The 16371-nt window shown below is 72.4% G+C and carries 15 protein-coding genes; 12 read left to right on the top strand and 3 right to left on the bottom strand.

Annotated elements, in window-relative coordinates:
* Positions 1–3: 3 nt before the first annotated feature.
* From ACGFK0_RS08690 to ACGFK0_RS08700, 3 genes are all read right to left on the bottom strand, one after another.
* Positions 4–1068, bottom strand: coding sequence for a TRM11 family SAM-dependent methyltransferase (locus tag ACGFK0_RS08690; protein ID WP_392901939.1), 1065 nt, complete (start codon positions 1066–1068; stop codon positions 4–6).
* A 100-nt stretch (positions 1069–1168) separates the two neighbouring features.
* Positions 1169–1486, bottom strand: a complete 318-nt coding sequence (locus ACGFK0_RS08695) for a hypothetical protein (RefSeq protein WP_392901941.1) — start codon at positions 1484–1486, stop codon at positions 1169–1171.
* A gap of 78 nt (positions 1487–1564) precedes the next feature.
* Positions 1565–2548, bottom strand: a complete 984-nt coding sequence (locus tag ACGFK0_RS08700; protein WP_392901943.1) for a ferritin-like domain-containing protein — start codon at positions 2546–2548, stop codon at positions 1565–1567.
* Between the two features lie 335 nt (positions 2549–2883).
* On the opposite strand from ACGFK0_RS08700, the gene rimP reads away from it, so the two are divergent.
* The 12 genes from rimP to ACGFK0_RS08760 all read left to right on the top strand — a co-directional run bounded on the left by rimP (position 2884) and on the right by ACGFK0_RS08760 (position 16319).
* Complete coding sequence (rimP, locus tag ACGFK0_RS08705) at positions 2884–3471, top strand: ribosome maturation factor RimP (RefSeq protein WP_392902853.1); 588 nt, start codon at positions 2884–2886, stop codon at positions 3469–3471.
* Between the two features lie 25 nt (positions 3472–3496).
* Entirely contained in the window at positions 3497–4546 is a 1050-nt protein-coding gene (gene nusA, locus ACGFK0_RS08710) for a transcription termination factor NusA (RefSeq protein ID WP_392902854.1), read from the top strand.
* Between the two features lie 34 nt (positions 4547–4580).
* Positions 4581–4853 (top strand): YlxR family protein, encoded by a 273-nt coding sequence (locus ACGFK0_RS08715; protein ID WP_392901945.1) that lies wholly within the window; start codon positions 4581–4583, stop codon positions 4851–4853.
* A 108-nt stretch (positions 4854–4961) separates the two neighbouring features.
* Positions 4962–7976, top strand: coding sequence for a translation initiation factor IF-2 (gene infB / locus ACGFK0_RS08720; protein WP_392901947.1), 3015 nt, complete (start codon positions 4962–4964; stop codon positions 7974–7976).
* A 273-nt stretch (positions 7977–8249) separates the two neighbouring features.
* A complete protein-coding gene (locus ACGFK0_RS08725) occupies positions 8250–8558 on the top strand; it encodes a DUF503 domain-containing protein (protein ID WP_358450811.1) in 309 nt (102 codons plus the stop codon).
* 73 nt (positions 8559–8631) lie between these two features.
* Complete coding sequence (gene rbfA, locus ACGFK0_RS08730) at positions 8632–9162, top strand: 30S ribosome-binding factor RbfA (RefSeq protein WP_392901950.1); 531 nt, start codon at positions 8632–8634, stop codon at positions 9160–9162.
* Entirely contained in the window at positions 9159–10322 is a 1164-nt protein-coding gene (locus ACGFK0_RS08735; protein ID WP_392901952.1) for a bifunctional oligoribonuclease/PAP phosphatase NrnA, read from the top strand. Before rbfA ends, ACGFK0_RS08735 begins: the two co-directional genes overlap by 4 nt.
* Positions 10323–10337: 15 nt before the next feature.
* On the top strand, positions 10338–11219 hold the full coding sequence (gene truB / locus ACGFK0_RS08740) for a tRNA pseudouridine(55) synthase TruB (RefSeq protein ID WP_392901954.1): 882 nt from the start codon (positions 10338–10340) through the stop codon (positions 11217–11219).
* A 124-nt stretch (positions 11220–11343) separates the two neighbouring features.
* Positions 11344–12012 (top strand): hemolysin III family protein, encoded by a 669-nt coding sequence (locus ACGFK0_RS08745; RefSeq protein WP_392901956.1) that lies wholly within the window; start codon positions 11344–11346, stop codon positions 12010–12012.
* 107 nt (positions 12013–12119) lie between these two features.
* Positions 12120–13061, top strand: a complete 942-nt coding sequence (locus tag ACGFK0_RS08750; protein WP_392901958.1) for a bifunctional riboflavin kinase/FAD synthetase — start codon at positions 12120–12122, stop codon at positions 13059–13061.
* Between the two features lie 309 nt (positions 13062–13370).
* The gene (gene rpsO / locus ACGFK0_RS08755) at positions 13371–13640 is read left to right on the top strand and encodes a 30S ribosomal protein S15 (protein WP_021599383.1); all 270 of its coding nucleotides are present in this window, start codon (positions 13371–13373) and stop codon (positions 13638–13640) included.
* A gap of 342 nt (positions 13641–13982) precedes the next feature.
* Entirely contained in the window at positions 13983–16319 is a 2337-nt protein-coding gene (locus ACGFK0_RS08760; protein WP_392902857.1) for a polyribonucleotide nucleotidyltransferase, read from the top strand.
* Positions 16320–16371: the final 52 nt, after the last annotated feature.

Consider the following 16371-nt stretch of genomic DNA (forward strand, 5'->3'; position numbering starts at 1 on the left):
GATCTAACCGGGGGGCCTCTGCGCCGTGATCAGGTCTCTTGAGATGGCCTGGTCCACACGGTGGCGGAACCCCTGGTGGGCGCCGGAGTCGTGGACCTGGAGGCCGTTGGACGCGAGGATGTCCGCCAAATCCTCGCGGCGTCCCACGAAGGTGTTCCAGGAGATGCCGATGGCGCCGCCGGGGCGGAGGAGGCGGGCCCATTCGGGGACGGCCCCCGCCAGCAGTTCGACCGGGCTGCGGGACAGTTGCGGCTTGCCCTTGCGGCCCGGCTGCCCGCCCTGGGGGCGGCTGCCGTGCTGGACGCCGTACGGGGCGTCGGTCACGATCAGGTCGAAGGAGGCGGGGCGGAAGAACCGGCCCGCTTCCAGGGAATCGGCGTTGACGACAGTGATCTCCATCGTCTCGCCGCCCTTGTAGAGCTCCTTGGAGGCGCCCAGCGTCACGTGGAGGCGGCGTCCGAGCACGGCCTTCTCGCGGCGGACGGTGGTGATCTCGGCCCGGTGCTTGACGCGGTTGTTCTTCAGCCAGGTCTTGATGAAGGCGGCGTAGGCGTCGAAGTCCTTGCCGTCGATGTCGATTCCGGCCGCGTCCAGCCCGTACATCATGGCCTGGTTGAGGGTGGTGCCGCGGCCGCACATGGGGTCGAGGACGCGGGGGCGGCCGGTGACCAGGTCCATGGGGGAGTCGGTCGCCATCGCGGTGACGTTCAGCAGGAGCTTGGTGAAGTACTCGTTGGTCTTGCCGGAGTACTTCTGGATGGTGAGCAGGTCACTGCCGAACAGGTCGAGGGGCTGGAGCACGACCGGCCGGAGGAGTTCGCCCTCGATCTGGAACAGCGCGTAGAGCGACGACAGGTTCGACAGAAGCCGGATGTCCTGTTCCGTCAGGTCGTCGGCGGAGAACGTGACGTAGGGGACGCCGCCGATCGCCGTCTCCCGGATGTCGCGGACGCGCCCGTCGAGGGCCCGTTCGCTGAACACCGCCAGTTCCGCCTTCACCAGCTCGGCGGCGGCCTGTGCATAGACCCGGTTGTGCGAGGGGGAGACGAGAAGGCCGTACGCGGTCATTTGCGCGACCCTAACAGCCGCGGCCCTGGCAAACGCGGCCCGAACAGCGGAGCCCGCCGGGATCGGCCGTCCCGGCGGGCTCCAGGCCGTACGTTCCCGGTCAGGCCGCCCGGGCGGACCGTGTTCCGCCGCCGGGGTTGTCCGAGGCGGCGGGCAGGGCCCGCTGGGCGGCGGGGAGCTCCGGAGCGGCCGGGGCCTCCGGCGCCGGCAGGTCGGGAAGGTGCCGGGCGGCGGCGGTCAGCAGGTCCTGGACGCTGCTTCTGAGGCTGGCGAGGTCGGCCCGCGCCACATCGGCCTGGGCCTGCGCCCTGCGCGCCTGCCTGCGCGCCGCGTCGCGCTCCGCGGCGAGCCGGGTCAGCTGTTCGTGGTAGGCGGCCCGGAGCTCGTCGAGAGCGCCTCCCTGCGGAGTGGTGGTCATGGACTCCTCCCCCGAGTAATCCCGTCTAATAACGACTAACACGATCAATCGGGCGCTTCGTTCCCCGCGTGCGGAAGATCACTCACCCGGTTCGGGACGGGGCGACAGCGCCGAAGGAGGCAGCCCGGGGAACGCGTCCGACGGCGGCCCGGCGCCGGCCTTGGAGCGCCAGGCGGCCGACCGCGCCGCGGCCCGCTGCGCGCTGTCGGCGGCGAAGGCGCGCAGGTCGGGGGAGGAGACGCCGGCCAGGCCGACGTACGCCGGGACCAGATCGTCCTCCAGGGCGGCCGCGAGCCGGGCGGCGCCGCGCGCCGAGGTGACCTTGACGGGCAGCTCGTAGACGGCGGCGGCGGCGACCGGCTCGCCGGTCAGGATCGAGATCAGCTCGGCGCGCTGGGCACGATGGGCATCCCACACGGACTTCGCGGTCTGCCGGAGCGACCCGCGCAGCTGGGCGCCGAGGACCCCGTACCCGTACACGGCCGCGTGCTCGGCCGCCAGCGCCGTCCGGACCGCCTCGGCGCCGGACTTCGACCGGACGGCCGGAGCCTTGCCCGAGACGCTCATGGAGTGGCCGGCCTCGCAGGCGCCGATGCTGGCCAGCAGCTGGGCCAGCCCCGGATCCGCCTTGGCCGCGTCGTCCCTGCGCGCCTTCGCCGCCCGGTCCTCCGCCGCGCGCAGGGCCGCGAGAGCCTCGCTCCCGGCCGGGACCGGGGTGGCGCTCGGGGGAGGGATGGCGCCGCCCTCGCCGGCCCGGTCGCCCGAGCCGGGCACGTAGTGGCGCTTCAGGACGGCGAGATGCTCGCGATGATGGGCGAGGACGGGGTCGAGGCGCCCGGCCAGTGAGGCGTTCGCGGCCCGCGCCGCCTCGTAGGAGGCGATCAGGTTCTGCTCGGACGCGATCGCGCCGACCAGCGTCGGCACGTCCTTGTGCGGGACGGTCTCGGCGGCACAGCCCGCCGCCCACGGCAGGACGAGCGCGGAGCCGGCCAGCACGGCGCCCCGGCCCAGCAGCGCGCGGCGCGACACGGCGTCCGGCAGGCGCGGGACGGCCTCTGGCAAGGGAGTCTCCTCACCCGATGGTGTGGTGGCGGTGGCCCGCTGTGGTCCCGGTCCCCGGACATGTCCATCAGGCCAGCTCAAGCATTCCATATCCGCCGCGCCGGTGAGCCGTCCGAAAGACCGTTGCGGTCCCCGGCTGTCGATAGTCTTGAGGTGTCAACGGACGAGCGGCGACGCCGCGACCGCAGGCGGAACAACAGAGGGAGGGGCCCATGAGCGTCGAGTCCCACGGCGGCCGCGCTCAAGGGAGGCGCGATCAGAACAGGCGCCCCCAGGGCCGGAGCGACCAGGGCGGGCGCGATCACGCCTCGGCGCGCCCGGGGCGTGACGCCGCCATGGCCGAGCTGAGCCGGCTGCTCACGCCGGCGGTGAACGAGGCGGGCTTCGACCTGGAGGAGGTCGACGTGCGGCCCGCGGGCCGCCGCCGCCTCGTCAGGATCGTGGTGGACGGTGACGGCGGGGTCGGCCTCGACGACATCACCCGGCTGAGCGAGACGGCCTCCGGGCTGCTCGACGGGTCCGACGTCATGGGGGCCTCGCCATACGTGCTGGAGGTGACCTCACCCGGCGTCGACCGTCCCCTCACCGAGCCGCGGCACTGGCGCCGTGCCGTCGGCCGGCTGGTCGTCGCCCCGTTGACGGAGGGAGGCCAGATCGAGGGCCGCGTGGTGGCGGCCGATGACGAGGCCGTCGAGATCGACGTCGTCCAGAAGCGCCGGAGCAAGGGAGCCGGGCCCAAGGGCGGCGGCAAGTCCGCTGGGCCGAAAACCGCCGGGTCGAAGGGCGCCGGGTCGAAGGCCGCCGGGCCGGAGACGGTGCGGCGCCGGTTCGGCCTCGGCGAGCTGGGGCGCGGCCGTGTGCAGGTGGAGTTCAAACCCGCCGCGCCGGCCGAGGGAACGCGTTCTCCGGCTGAGCCGGACTAGAGGGGGGAACCTCGTGGACATCGACATGACCGCCCTTCGGGGCCTGGAGAGCGAGAAGGACATCTCGCTGGAGGTGGCCGTCAAGGCCATCGAGGACGCCTTGCTGATCGCCTACCACCGGACGGAGGGCGCGGCCCCCAAGGCGCGCGTCGAGCTGGACCGGCAGAGCGGGCACGTCACGGTCTGGGCCGCCGAGACCGACGAGGAGGGCAACGCACTCAGGGAGTATGACGACACCCCGACCGGTTTCGGGCGCATCGCGGCGACCACCGCCAAGCAGGTCATCCTGCAGCGCCTGCGGGACGCCGAGGACGAGCTCACCTTCGGCGAGTACGCCGGACGTGAGGGCGACATCGTCAGCGGCATCATCCAGCAGGGCAAGGACCCGCGGAACGTGCTGGTCGACCTCGGCAAGATCGAGGCCGTCCTGCCGCCGCAGGAGCAGGTGCCCGGTGAGCACTACGACCACGGTGAGCGGCTGCGCGCCTACGTGGTGCAGGTCCGCAAGGGCCACCGCGGGCCGTCGATCCAGCTGTCGCGGACGCATCCGAACCTCGTCCGCAAGCTGTTCGCGCTGGAGGTCCCGGAGATCGCCGACGGGACGGTGGAGATCGCGGCGATCGCCCGCGAGGCCGGCCACCGCACCAAGATCGCGGTGCGCTCGCGCAAGGCCGGGGTGAACGCCAAGGGCGCGTGCATCGGCCCGCTCGGCAGCCGGGTCCGCAACGTGATGGCCGAGCTGCACGGCGAGAAGATCGATATCGTGGACTGGTCCGAGGATCCCGCGGAGTTCGTCGGGAATGCCCTGTCGCCCGCGCGGGTTTCCTCTGTCGAGGTGGTCGACGCGGACGCCCGGGTCGCCCGGGTGATCGTGCCCGACTACCAGCTGTCGCTCGCGATCGGCAAGGAAGGCCAGAACGCCCGGCTCGCCGCGCGGCTGACCGGCTGGCGGATCGACATCCGGTCCGACACCGAGCCGGAGCAGACGGCCGCGAAGGCCGCCGAGACGGGCGAAACGGGATCTTCTTCCCCGGAGGCGCATGCGACCGGCCCCGCCGACGCGTCGGCGCGGTAGACTCATGAAACGTGGCCGGGCGGCTCCTATGCGCATGTGTGTGGGCTGCCGGGTTCGCACGGCCAAGTCCGACTTGCTGCGCCTGGTGGTGGTCGAGGGCGTCATCGTCCCCGACCCCCGTGGGCGGCTGCCGGGACGGGGTGCGCATCTGCACCCCGATCCGGCGTGCCTCGAGCTCGCAGAACGGCGTCGGGCGTTCCCGAGGGCGTTCCGCGTCCCGGGGCCGCTCGACGCCGGTGCGCTGCGAGCGAGGCTTGCGGCCCGCGCCGCGCGGCAGCAGGATGGCCAACTGGTAAGCGACGTCTAGTCGGAAGCAGGTCGAGATTGCTATGAGCGCTCGATGAGCACGCCGCGATGAGTACGGCAAGTTAGCGACGGTCCGGAGGCCGCACCCCCGGACCGAGTAGGGAGTGCAGTGGCCAAGGTCCGGGTTTATGAACTCGCCAAGGAGTTCGGTGTAGAGAGCAAGGTCGTCATGGCCAAGCTCCAGGAAATGGGCGAGTTCGTACGGTCGGCGTCCTCCACGATTGAGGCGCCGGTCGTTCGTAGGCTGACAGAAGCCTTCTCCAATTCTTCTTCCCCCAAGCAGGGGGACAAGCGCGCGGCGCCGAAGCGATCTTCGGCTCCGCGCCCCGCCGCGCCACGCCCGGGTCCGCCCGGCGGCGGCGCAGCCGATTCCCAGGGTGGACGCCCGCAGGCCCCGAGGCCCGCGGCGCCGCGCCCGTCCACGCCCAAGCCCAGCCCGGCCGCGCCGGGCGGCCAGGGCGGGCCGGGCGGCGCCCCGAAGCCGGGCCCGCGCACGCCGGTCCCGCCGGCGCCGGGCACCCCGGTGGACGCGCCCGCGGCGCAGGGCCCGAGCGCCCCGCCCGCGGCCGGTCCCGCCGGTCCCGGCGGTGTCGCCGAAGGTACCGGCAGCCGCGCGCCGGGCGGCCCGAAGCCGGGTCCCCGCGCGCCCAAGCCGGGCCCGCGTCCCGCCCCCCGCCAGGGCGGCGGAGGCGGCGGCCGTGGCCCCGGCGGCCCGCGTCCGGGCAACAACCCGTTCAGCTCGACCAACACCGGCATGGGCCAGTCGCCCAAGCCGGGCCCGCGTCCCGGCCCGCGTCCGGGTGCCGAGCGTCCCGACCGCGGTGACCGTCCCGGCGGCGACCGCGCCGGCGGGCCGCGTCCCGGCGGCGGCCGTCCCGGTCCCGGCCCCGGTCCCGGCGGCCCCCGTCCGAGCCCCGGCGGCAGCATGCCGCCCCGGCCGGGCGGTCCGCGTCCGAGCCCGATGAACATGCCGTCCTCGCGGCCCGCGGCGCCTGGGCGCGGCGGTCCCGGTGGCGGCGGCGGTGGCCGTGGTCCCGGCGGCGGCGGGCGTGGTCCCGGTGGCGGCGGCCGCGGTCCGGGCGGCGGCGGCCGTCCCGGTGGCGGCGGCGGCTTCGGCGGCCCCCGCGCGGGTGCCGGCGGACGGCCGGGCGGCGGCTTCGGTCCCCGTCCCGGTGGCGGCGGCCGCGGCCGCGGCGGCACGCAGGGCGCGTTCGGCCGGCCCGGCGGACGTCCCGCGCGCGGCCGCAAGTCGAAGCGGGCGCGTCGTCAAGAGTTCGAGAACATGCAGGCGCCCGCCGTCGGCGGTGTCTCGGCTCCGCGCGGCCACGGCAAGACCATCCGGCTGCCGCAGGGCGCGTCCCTGACCGACTTCGCCGAGAAGATCGGCGCCAACCCGGCGTCGCTCGTGGCGATCATGATGCACCTCGGCAAGATGGTCACCGCGACCCAGTCCGTCGACCCCGACGACCTGCAGGCGCTCGGGCTGGAGCTGGACTTCGACGTCCAGGTCGTCAGCCCCGAGGACGAGGACCGCGAGCTCCTCGAGTCGTTCGACATCGAGTACGGCGAGGACGAGGGCGGCGAGGAGTACCTCCAGTCCCGTCCGCCGGTGGTCACCGTCATGGGCCACGTCGACCACGGCAAGACCAAGCTGCTGGACGCCGTCCGGCACGCCAACGTGCAGGCGGGCGAGGCCGGCGGCATCACCCAGCACATCGGCGCCTACCAGGTCGAGACCGTGGTCGACGGCGAGGACCGCAAGATCACCTTCATCGACACCCCGGGTCACGAGGCGTTCAGCGCCATGCGGGCCCGCGGTGCCGACACCACCGACCTGGTGGTGCTGGTGGTCGCCGCGGACGACGGCGTCAAGCCGCAGACCACGGAGGCGATCGACCACGCCACCGCGGCCGGGGTCCCGATCGTCGTCGCGGTCAACAAGATCGACGTCGAGGGCGCTGACCCGAACCGCGTCCGGGCCCAGCTGACCGAGTACGGCCTCGTGGCCGAGGAGTTCGGCGGCTCGACCCAGTTCGTGGACGTGTCGGCCAAGCAGCGCGACAACATCGACGGGCTGCTGGAGGCGATCGTCCTGACCGCCGACGCCGAGCTCGACCTGAAGGCCAACCCCGAGATGCCCGCCCAGGGCTCGGCCATCGAGGCCCACCTGGACAAGGGCCGGGGCGCCGTGGCGACCGTGCTGGTGCAGCGCGGCACGCTGCGGGTCGGCGACTCGATCGTCTGCGGTGTGGCCAACGGCCGCGTCCGGGCGATGCTCGACGAGAACGGGAACAACGTCGAGGAGGCGGGCCCGTCCCGTCCGGTGATGGTGCTCGGCCTCGCGGCCGTGCCCGGCGCGGGCGACAACTTCCTGGTCGTCGACGACGACCGGGTCGCCCGGCAGATCGCCGACAAGCGGGTGGCGCGCAAGCGCAACGCCGAACTGCTCAAGAGCCGCAAGAGCAGCTCCCTCGAAGAGCTGTTCAAGGACCTCGAGCGCGGAGAGCGCGACGAGCTGCTGCTCATCCTCAAGGGTGACGTGTCCGGTTCGGTCGAGGCGCTGGAGGACTCGCTGCTCAAGATCGACGTGGGCGACGAGGTCAACCTGCGGATCATCCGCCGCGGCGTCGGCGCGATCACGCAGAACGACGTCAACCTCTCGGTGGCGTCCGAGGGTGCGGTCATCATCGGCTTCAACGTGCGGCCCGAGCGCAACGCGCAGGAACTGGCCGACCGCGAAGGCGTGGACATCCGGTACTACTCGGTCATCTACCAGGCGATCGACGAGATCGAGGCGGCCCTCAAGGGCATGCTCAAGCCGGAGTTCGAGGAGGCCCAGCTCGGCACCGCGGAGATCCGCGAGATCTTCAAGGTGCCGCGGATCGGCAGCGTCGCCGGCTCGATGGTCACCTCGGGGATCATCCAGCGCAACGCCAAGGCCCGCATCGTCCGCGACGGCGTCGTGGTCGCCGACAACCTCACGGTGTCGTCGCTGCGCCGCTTCAAGGACGACGCGACCGAGGTCCGCGAGGGCTTCGAGTGCGGTATCGGCGTCGGGTACAACGACATCAAGCTCGGCGACGTCATCGAGTGCTTCGAGATGCGGGAGAAGCCCCGCATCTGAGGCACGTGCTCGAGCGGCGTGCACGTCCGCGCGGTCCCGGTTCCGCCGGGGCCGCGCGGACGGCCGGCTCGACGCCGTCCGGGCTCGCCCGGGCCGCCGAGCCGGCGATGTGATCGTTTAATCAGGTGACATGACGCCAGGCGGATCTTCTAGCCTGGCGTCTGTCATGTCCGGCCCCGTCCGCGACGCCCGGTCCGTCCGGCCGTGCGCGGCGGTCGCGGACCGGGAACACGGCGGGTGACCACCGTCGTTTCATCTTCTGAGGATCCCGAGGTGATCGACCAGGTGTACGTGGGTGCGCTGAAGCTGGACCTGCTGCTGGGGGACGTCCGCTCGCTGAAACAGAAGCGGTCGATCCTGCGGCCCATCATCGCCGAGGTGCAGAAGCACTTCCCGGCGGTGGCCGTCGCCGAGACCGGCGACAACGACCTGCATCGCAGGGCGGAGATCGGGGTGGCGGTGGTGTCGGGCACCGCGGCCAACTGCACCCAGGTGCTCGACCGGTGCGAACGGCTGGTTGCCGGGCGCCCGGAGATCGAGCTGCTGTCCGCGCGGCAGCGGCTTTTCCATGATGAGGACTGAGGGCGCGGTCTTCCCCGCACAATGAGAAGTGCGGGGTCAGTCCTCACGTAGACCATAGAAAGGGAGTGCGATCATGGTGGACGCAGCTCGGGCGCGTAAGCTCGCCGACCGCATCCAGCAGATCGTGGCCGAGATGCTGGAGAGGCGGATCAAGGATCCGCGGCTCGGCTTCGTGACCGTGACGGACACCCGCATCACCAACGATCTGCGCGACGCGACCGTCTACTACACGGTGTACGGGTCGGACGGCGAGCGCGCCGAGACGGCCGCCGCGCTGGAGAGCGCCAAGGGCGTCATCAGGTCGGAGGTGGGCAAGCAGACCGGTGTCCGGCACACGCCCAGCATCACCTTCGTCATGGACTCCCTGATGGAGAACGTCGCGCACATCGACGACCTGCTCGCCAAGGCCCGCGCCAGGGACGCCGAGGTCGCGAGGGCGGCCCAGGGCGCGTCCCCGGCGGGTGACGCCAACCCCTACCGCGAGGCCGAGGCCGAGGCCGGCGACGACGACGTCGCTGGCGAGGACGTGGACGGCGCGGACTTCGGCGGGCACGACGCCGCGGGGGACGGTGAGGACGGCCGTTCCGGACGCCCGTCATCGTGAGCGGGCCGGAGAGGCGTGCGGAGGCGCCCGGCGCCGGGCGGCCGGAGGAGTGCCTGCTGCATGACGTGGACGGGCATTCCGCGAGCGGCCACGACATCGTGCCGCGCGGCGGGGGTGCCGTGCGCGGCGGTGGACCGGCCGCCCCCGCCCCGCCGGACGGCTCGGCGGGCGGGCTGGAGTGGGACCGGGCGGTCGAGCTGATCCAGGAGGCCGGGGAGGTCTGCCTCGCCTGCCACATCGCCCCGGACGGAGACGCGCTCGGCTCCATGCTGGCGCTGGCGCAGGCACTGCGCACACTCGGCAAGCGCTGCCTGGCGTCGTTCGGTGAGCCGTTCACGGTGCCGGAGATCCTGCGGTTCCTGCCGGGCCAGGAGATGCTGGTCGAGCCCGCCCGGATGCCCGCGGCCCCCGACCTGATGATCTCGCTGGACGCGGCCGGGCAGGCGCGGCTCGGCTCCCTCGCCGAACCCGCCGGACGGGCCGGTGCGCTGATCGTGGTCGACCACCACGCGTCCAACACCGGGTTCGGCGGGGTGCGGCTGGTCGACCCGGACGCCGCCGCCACGGCGGTGCTGGTCGAGGAGCTGATCCGCAGGCTCGGCGTCGAACTGGACCGCGACATCGCCCAGGGCCTGTACGCGGGTCTCGCCAGCGACACCGGCTCGTTCAAGTACCCGTGCACGACCGCCGAGGTCCATGACCTGGCGGGACGGCTGCTGACGGCGGGCGTCCGGCCGGAGGCGGTGAGCCGGGAGCTGTGGGACCGGGCGCCGTTCGGGTACCTGCAGGTCCTCGCGGGCGCGCTGGCGCGGGCCCGGCTGGAACGCGACGCCGCCGGCGGCCGCGGCCTGGTCTGGACGACGATCGCGCGCTCGGACCGCGATGCCCGCGACGTCCACTACGACCAGCTCGAAGGCGTCATCGACCAGCTCAGGCGCACCGACGAGGCCGAGGTCGCGGTCGTGTGCAAGGAGAACGACGGCGGCGAGTGGTACGTCTCCACCCGCTCGAAGGGCTCGGTCGACGTCGGCCGTGCCTGCGTCGAGCTCGGCGGGGGCGGGCACCGCACCGCCGCCGCGTTCACCATGGGCGGGGAGCCCGCCTGCATCATCGACCGGTTGCGCGCCGCGCTGCGCGTCCCCGGCGAACACGACGACTGATCTTTCGGAGCGAGCGTGGACAACTCGGACAACTCGGGGCTCGTCATCGTGGACAAGCCGGCCGGCTGGACGTCGCACGACGTGGTCGGCCGGATGCGGCGGCTGGCGGGGACACGGCGCGTCGGGCACGCGGGCACGCTGGACCCGATGGCGACCGGCGTCCTGGTCCTCGGGGTCGGCAAGGCCACCCGCCTGCTCGGGCATCTGGCGCTGACCGAGAAGGGCTACGACGCCACGATCCGGCTGGGCGAGTCGACCAACACCGACGACGCCGAGGGCGAGATCACCGCGTCGGCGTCCGCCGCGGGGGTCGCCGACGAGGCGCTGCGCGCGGGGATCGCGGCGCTGACCGGGCCGATCCGGCAGGTTCCGCCGCAGGTGAGCGCGATCAAGGTGAACGGGGAGCGGGCGTACAAGATGGCCCGCAAGGGCGAGGAGGTCGCACTCGCCGACCGCCCGGTGACCGTGCACGCCTTCACCGTCAGCGGCGTCCGGCGGCACGGTGAGGTGATCGATGTGGACGCGTCGATCTCCTGCTCGTCCGGTACCTACATCCGTGCGCTGGCGCGGGATCTCGGCGCGTCCCTCGGCTGCGGGGGCCATCTGACGGCGCTGCGCCGCACCCGTGTCGGGCCTTACGATCTCGCCATGGCGCGGACACTGGACCGGCTCGCCGAGAAGCTGGAGATCCTGCCGATGGGCGAGGCCGTCGCGGCCGTGTTCCCGCGGCGGGACGTGTCGGACGACGACGCCCGCAAGGTCGCGCATGGCGGGCGCCTCCCGGCGGCGGGATTGGGGCCGGGCCCGGTGGGCGTTTTCGGGCCCGACGGGTCGCTGCTGGCGCTGGTCGAGGAGAAAGGGCAGGTCGCCAAGCCCATCGCCGTTTTCGTGTCCTGACTTCCGATGGCCTGGACTGGACACGACGGGCGTCCGTGGCGAGCATCACCAGTTGTAGGCGGTGCGGCCGAACCTACGGACGCGTAACCTACGTAGCCGTAGGTTCCTTGGGTAGGAGGTGTCCGTGACCACTGTGAACGATCATCCCCCGGTGTCGTCCCCCACCCGTCCGCGGCTGCGCGGCTGGCTGCACGTCGGCGCGTTCCCCGCGGTGCTGGTCGCCGGGCTCGTGCTCGTCGCGCTCGGCCCGACCGTGCAGGCGCGGCTCGCGTCGGCGGTATACGTGGCGACATCGGCGATGCTGTTCGGGATCTCGGGGACCTACCACCGGCAGACCTCGCACCGGCTGATCGAGATCCTCCGCCGCTTCGACCACGCCAACATCTATCTGATCATCGCCGGGACGTACACGCCGTTCGCCGTGCTCGCGCTTGACGGCGGCGTGCGCGTCGCCGTCCTGGTCACCGTGTGGACGGGTGCCCTCGCCGGCGTCCTCTTCCGCACCATGTGGATCGGCGCGCCACGCGCGCTCTACGTGACCCTCTACATCGTTCTCGGCTGGGTGGCGGTGTTCTTCCTGCCGCAGTTCCTGTCCGGTGCCGGCCTGGCCGCCTGCCTCATGGTCGCGGTCGGCGGAATCTGCTACAGCGCCGGGGGAGTGGTGTACGGACTGCGCCGCCCCAACCCCTCCCCGCGCTGGTTCGGCTTCCACGAGGTCTTCCACGCCTGTACCCTCGCCGCCTACATCCTGCAGTACATCGCGGTGTCGTTCGTCGTCTACCAGTCCGGCTGACGGGTGCGGTGCCGGTCAACCCCCCTGGGTGCGACGCCCCCCGCACCCGCATGGCACTCTTAGGACGACAGCAACCGGGCAGGCACGTCCTACGCAGGGAGAGAATGGTGCGGCGCTGGAATGGCCTCGACGAGGTTCCCGCAGACTGGGGCCGTTCAGTGATCACGATCGGTGTCTTCGACGGTGTGCACCGCGGCCACCAGCGGATCGTCGGCGCCGCGGCCCAGGAGGCCCGCCGCCGCGGCCTGCGCTCGGTCGTCATCACCTTCGACCCGCACCCGGACGAGGTCGTCCGGCCCGGCACCCATCCGCCGCTGCTCGCCGGCACCAAGCGCCGCATCGAGCTGCTGGAGGGCCTCGGGACCGACGCGGTCGTGGTCGTGCCGTTCACGCTGGAGCTGTCGAAGGTGGCGCCGGACGAGTTCGTCCAGTCCGTCCTGGTGGACCGGCTCCACGCGGCCCACGTCATCGTCGGCGAGGACTTCCGGTTCGGGCACAAGGCCAAGGGCGACGTCGCGCTGCTGCGCGAGCTCGGCGAGAAGTACGACTTCACCGCCGAGGGCGTGCCGCTGGTGGCCGACGGCGGGACGATCTCGTCCACCCACATCCGCGGGCGGCTCGACGCGGGCGAGGTCGACGCGGCGGCGCGGGCGCTCGGCCGGCCGCACCGCGTCGAGGGCATCGTCGTGCGCGGTCACCAGCGAGGCCGCGCGCTCGGCTTCCCCACCGCGAATCTGGAGACGCTGCCGCACACCGCGATCCCCGCCGACGGCGTCTACGGCGGCCGGCTGGTCTGCGACTCCGAGCGCTACCCGGGCTTCAGCTGGCCGGCCGCGATCTCCATCGGCACCAACCCGACGTTCGAGGGCGCGGGGGAGCGGACGGTCGAGGCCTACGCGCTGGACCGTGACGATCTGGAACTCTACGGCGAGCACATGGCCGTCGACTTCACCGCCCGCGTCCGTGACACGCTGAAGTTCGACTCCGTCGAGGCCCTGGTCGACCGGATGCACCGGGACGTGGACAAGATCCGCGAGATCACGTCCTAGCCCAGGGAAACCTCAGCCGTCACGCGGGCGCGCCACCTGACCGGTGGGGCGAAGCCGAAGGCGAGCCCCACCGGGAAGATCGCGAAGCGCTTCGCGCCCGCACGAGACCGGTCAGGGTGCGAGCCGCCAGGCGAGCACCCTGGGCCGGGCTTGCAGCCAACATGGTACGGTGAATAGTCGCCGGGAAGGGCCCCGGCGCGGCTGGCTGCACCCTCATGCGGCCCGCCAATCTCTAGAGCACGCACCATGCGGACCCGTGCGCCCTCCGGGCCCCGGATCTGCGGGTGTCGATTCCATCGAAGGAGCCACGTGTCGCTCGACACCGCCACGAAGAACCAGATCATCGCCGAGTACGCGACCACTGAGGGTGACACCGGATCCCCGGAGGTCCAGGTCGCGCTGCTGACGCGCCGCATCAACGATCTGACGGAGCACCTCAAGGAGCACAAGCACGACCACCACAGCCGCCGCGGCCTCCTGCTGCTGGTCGGCCGTCGTCGCCGGCTCCTGAAGTACCTGAGCAACAAGGACATCAACCGCTACCGGCAGCTGATCGAGCGACTCGGCCTGCGCCGCTAGGACGGTGAGGGAGTGGCCCGCCGGGCCACTCCCTTCGTTTATGACCGGCGGGCCCGCCACGGGCCGCCGGCCATGCCGGGGCCCGGCCGGACGGGCCGGCCGCCGGCACCAGGCCGCCCCGGCCCCGAGGCCGCGGGCGGGCCACAACTGCAGACAAGCCTCGCGGACACCGCTGGTGCGGGCCGGTCCTCGGTAGTGGCTTCCGGATCCGTTCCGCCGCATCGGCGAGATCTCGATCCGGGTGCTTCGATCGAAGACCGGCAGCGTGCAAGACCACGGGAAACGGCCGCGAGGACCGACATTGGAACCCTGAGGAGGTTTCCCGTGACAGAAGCCGTGCGCATCGATGGTGCGCAGAGCACCGAGGCCGTGATCGACAACGGCACGTTCGGTACCCGCACCATCCGCTTCGAGACGGGCCGGCTGGCCCGCCAGGCCGGCGGCTCGGCCGTCGCCTACCTCGACGACGACACGATGGTGCTGTCGGCGACGACCGCGTCCAAGAAGCCCAAGGAGAACCTGGACTTCTTCCCGCTGACCGTCGACGTCGAGGAGCGGATGTACGCGGCCGGGCGCATCCCCGGCTCGTTCTTCCGCCGGGAGGGGCGTCCGTCCGAGGACGCGATCCTGACCTGCCGGCTGATCGACCGGCCGCTGCGCCCGTCGTTCACCAAGGGCCTGCGCAACGAGATCCAGGTCGTCGAGACGATCATGGCCCTGCACCCCGACCACCTGTACGACGTGGTGGCGATCAACGCCGCCTCGCTGTCCACGCAGCTGGCCGGCCTGCCGTTCTCCGGCCCGATCGGCGGCGTCCGCGTGGCGCTGATCGAGGGACAGTGGGTCGGCTTCCCGACCCACCCCGAGCTGGAGCGCGCCACCTTCGACATGGTGGTCGCCGGGCGGGTCCTCGAGGACGGCGACGTCGCGATCATGATGGTCGAGGCGGAGTCCACCCGCGACACCCTGAAGCTCGTCGGTGAGGGCGCGACCGCGCCGACCGAGGAGACCGTCGCGGAGGGCCTGGAGGCGGCCAAGCCGTTCATCAAGGTCCTGTGCAAGGCGCAGAGCGACCTCGCCGCCGTCGCCGCCAAGGAGACGGCCGAGTACCCGATCTTCCTGGACTACCAGGACGACGTGCTCGCCGCCGTCACCGACGCCGTCAGCGGCGACCTGGCGCAGGCGCTGACGATCGCCGGCAAGCAGGAGCGCGAGACCCGGCTGGACGAGATCAAGGCCGCCGCCGCGGACAAGCTGGCCGAGACGTTCGAGGGACGCGAGAAGGAGATCTCGGCCGCGTACCGCGCCGTCACCAAGAAGCTGATCCGCGAGCGGGTCGTCCGCGACGGGCTCCGCATCGACGGCCGCGGGCTGAAGGACATCCGCCAGCTGACCGCCGAGGCGCACGTCGTCCCGCGCGTGCACGGCTCGGCGCTGTTCGAGCGCGGCGAGACCCAGATCCTCGGCGTGACGACGCTGAACATGCTCCGCATGGAGCAGATGATCGACACGCTGAACCCCGAGCGCACCAAGCGCTACATGCACAACTACAACTTCCCGCCGTACTCCACCGGTGAGACCGGCCGGGTCGGCTCGCCCAAGCGCCGCGAGATCGGGCACGGCGCGCTCGCCGAGCGCGCCATCCTCCCGGTGCTGCCGACCCGCGAGGAGTTCCCGTACGCGATCCGGCAGGTGTCGGAGGCAGTCGGGTCCAACGGGTCCACCTCGATGGGCTCGGTCTGCGCGTCCACCATGTCGCTGCTGGACGCGGGCGTCCCGCTCAAGCAGATGGTGGCGGGCATCGCGATGGGCCTGATCAACGAGGGCGACGAGTACGTCACCCTCACCGACATCCTCGGCGCCGAGGACGCGTTCGGCGACATGGACTTCAAGGTCGCCGGCACCCGTGACCTCATCACCGCGCTGCAGCTGGACACCAAGCTCGACGGCATCCCCGCCTCGGTGCTGGCGGCCGCGCTGAAGCAGGCCAAGGGCGCCCGGCTGGCGATCCTGGACGTGATGCAGGAGGCCATCGAGGCGCCCGCCGAGATGAGCCCGAACGCGCCGCGGATCATCACCATCAAGGTCCCGGTCGACAAGATCGGCGAGGTCATCGGCCCCAAGGGCAAGATGATCAACTCGATCCAGGACGACACCGGCGCCGACATCACCATCGAGGACGACGGCACCATCTACGTCGGCGCCACCGACGGCCCGTCCGCCGAGGCCGCGCGGCAGGCGATCAACTCGATCGCCAACCCGCACATGCCGGAGGTCGGCGAGCGGTTCCTCGGCACCGTCGTCAAGACGACCACGTTCGGCGCGTTCGTGTCGCTGCTGCCCGGCAAGGACGGCCTGCTGCACGTCTCGCAGATCCGCAAGCTGCACGGCGGCGCGCGGATCGAGAACGTCGAGGACGTGATGGGCGTCGGCGAGAAGATCCAGGTGGAGGTCACCGAGATCGACCAGCGCGGCAAGCTGTCGCTGGTGCCGGTCGAGGTGGTCGAGCGCGAGGCCGACAACAGCGGTCCGGGCGACGGCGGCGCCGCGCCGGACGCGTCCGCCGAGTCCTCGGACGGCGACGACGGTGAGCGCCGGGAGCGGCGCGACGACGGTGAGCGCCGCCCGCGCCGCCGCCGCACCCGCCGCGGCGACGACTCCGGTCAGCGCAACTCCTGACCTCGGCTATGACCGGCCGGCCCGCCCGCGGAGGGCGGGCCGGCCGGCCGCT

It is taken from the genome of Spirillospora sp. NPDC048823, assembly GCF_043198445.1.
GTDB lineage: Bacteria > Actinomycetota > Actinomycetes > Streptosporangiales > Streptosporangiaceae > Spirillospora.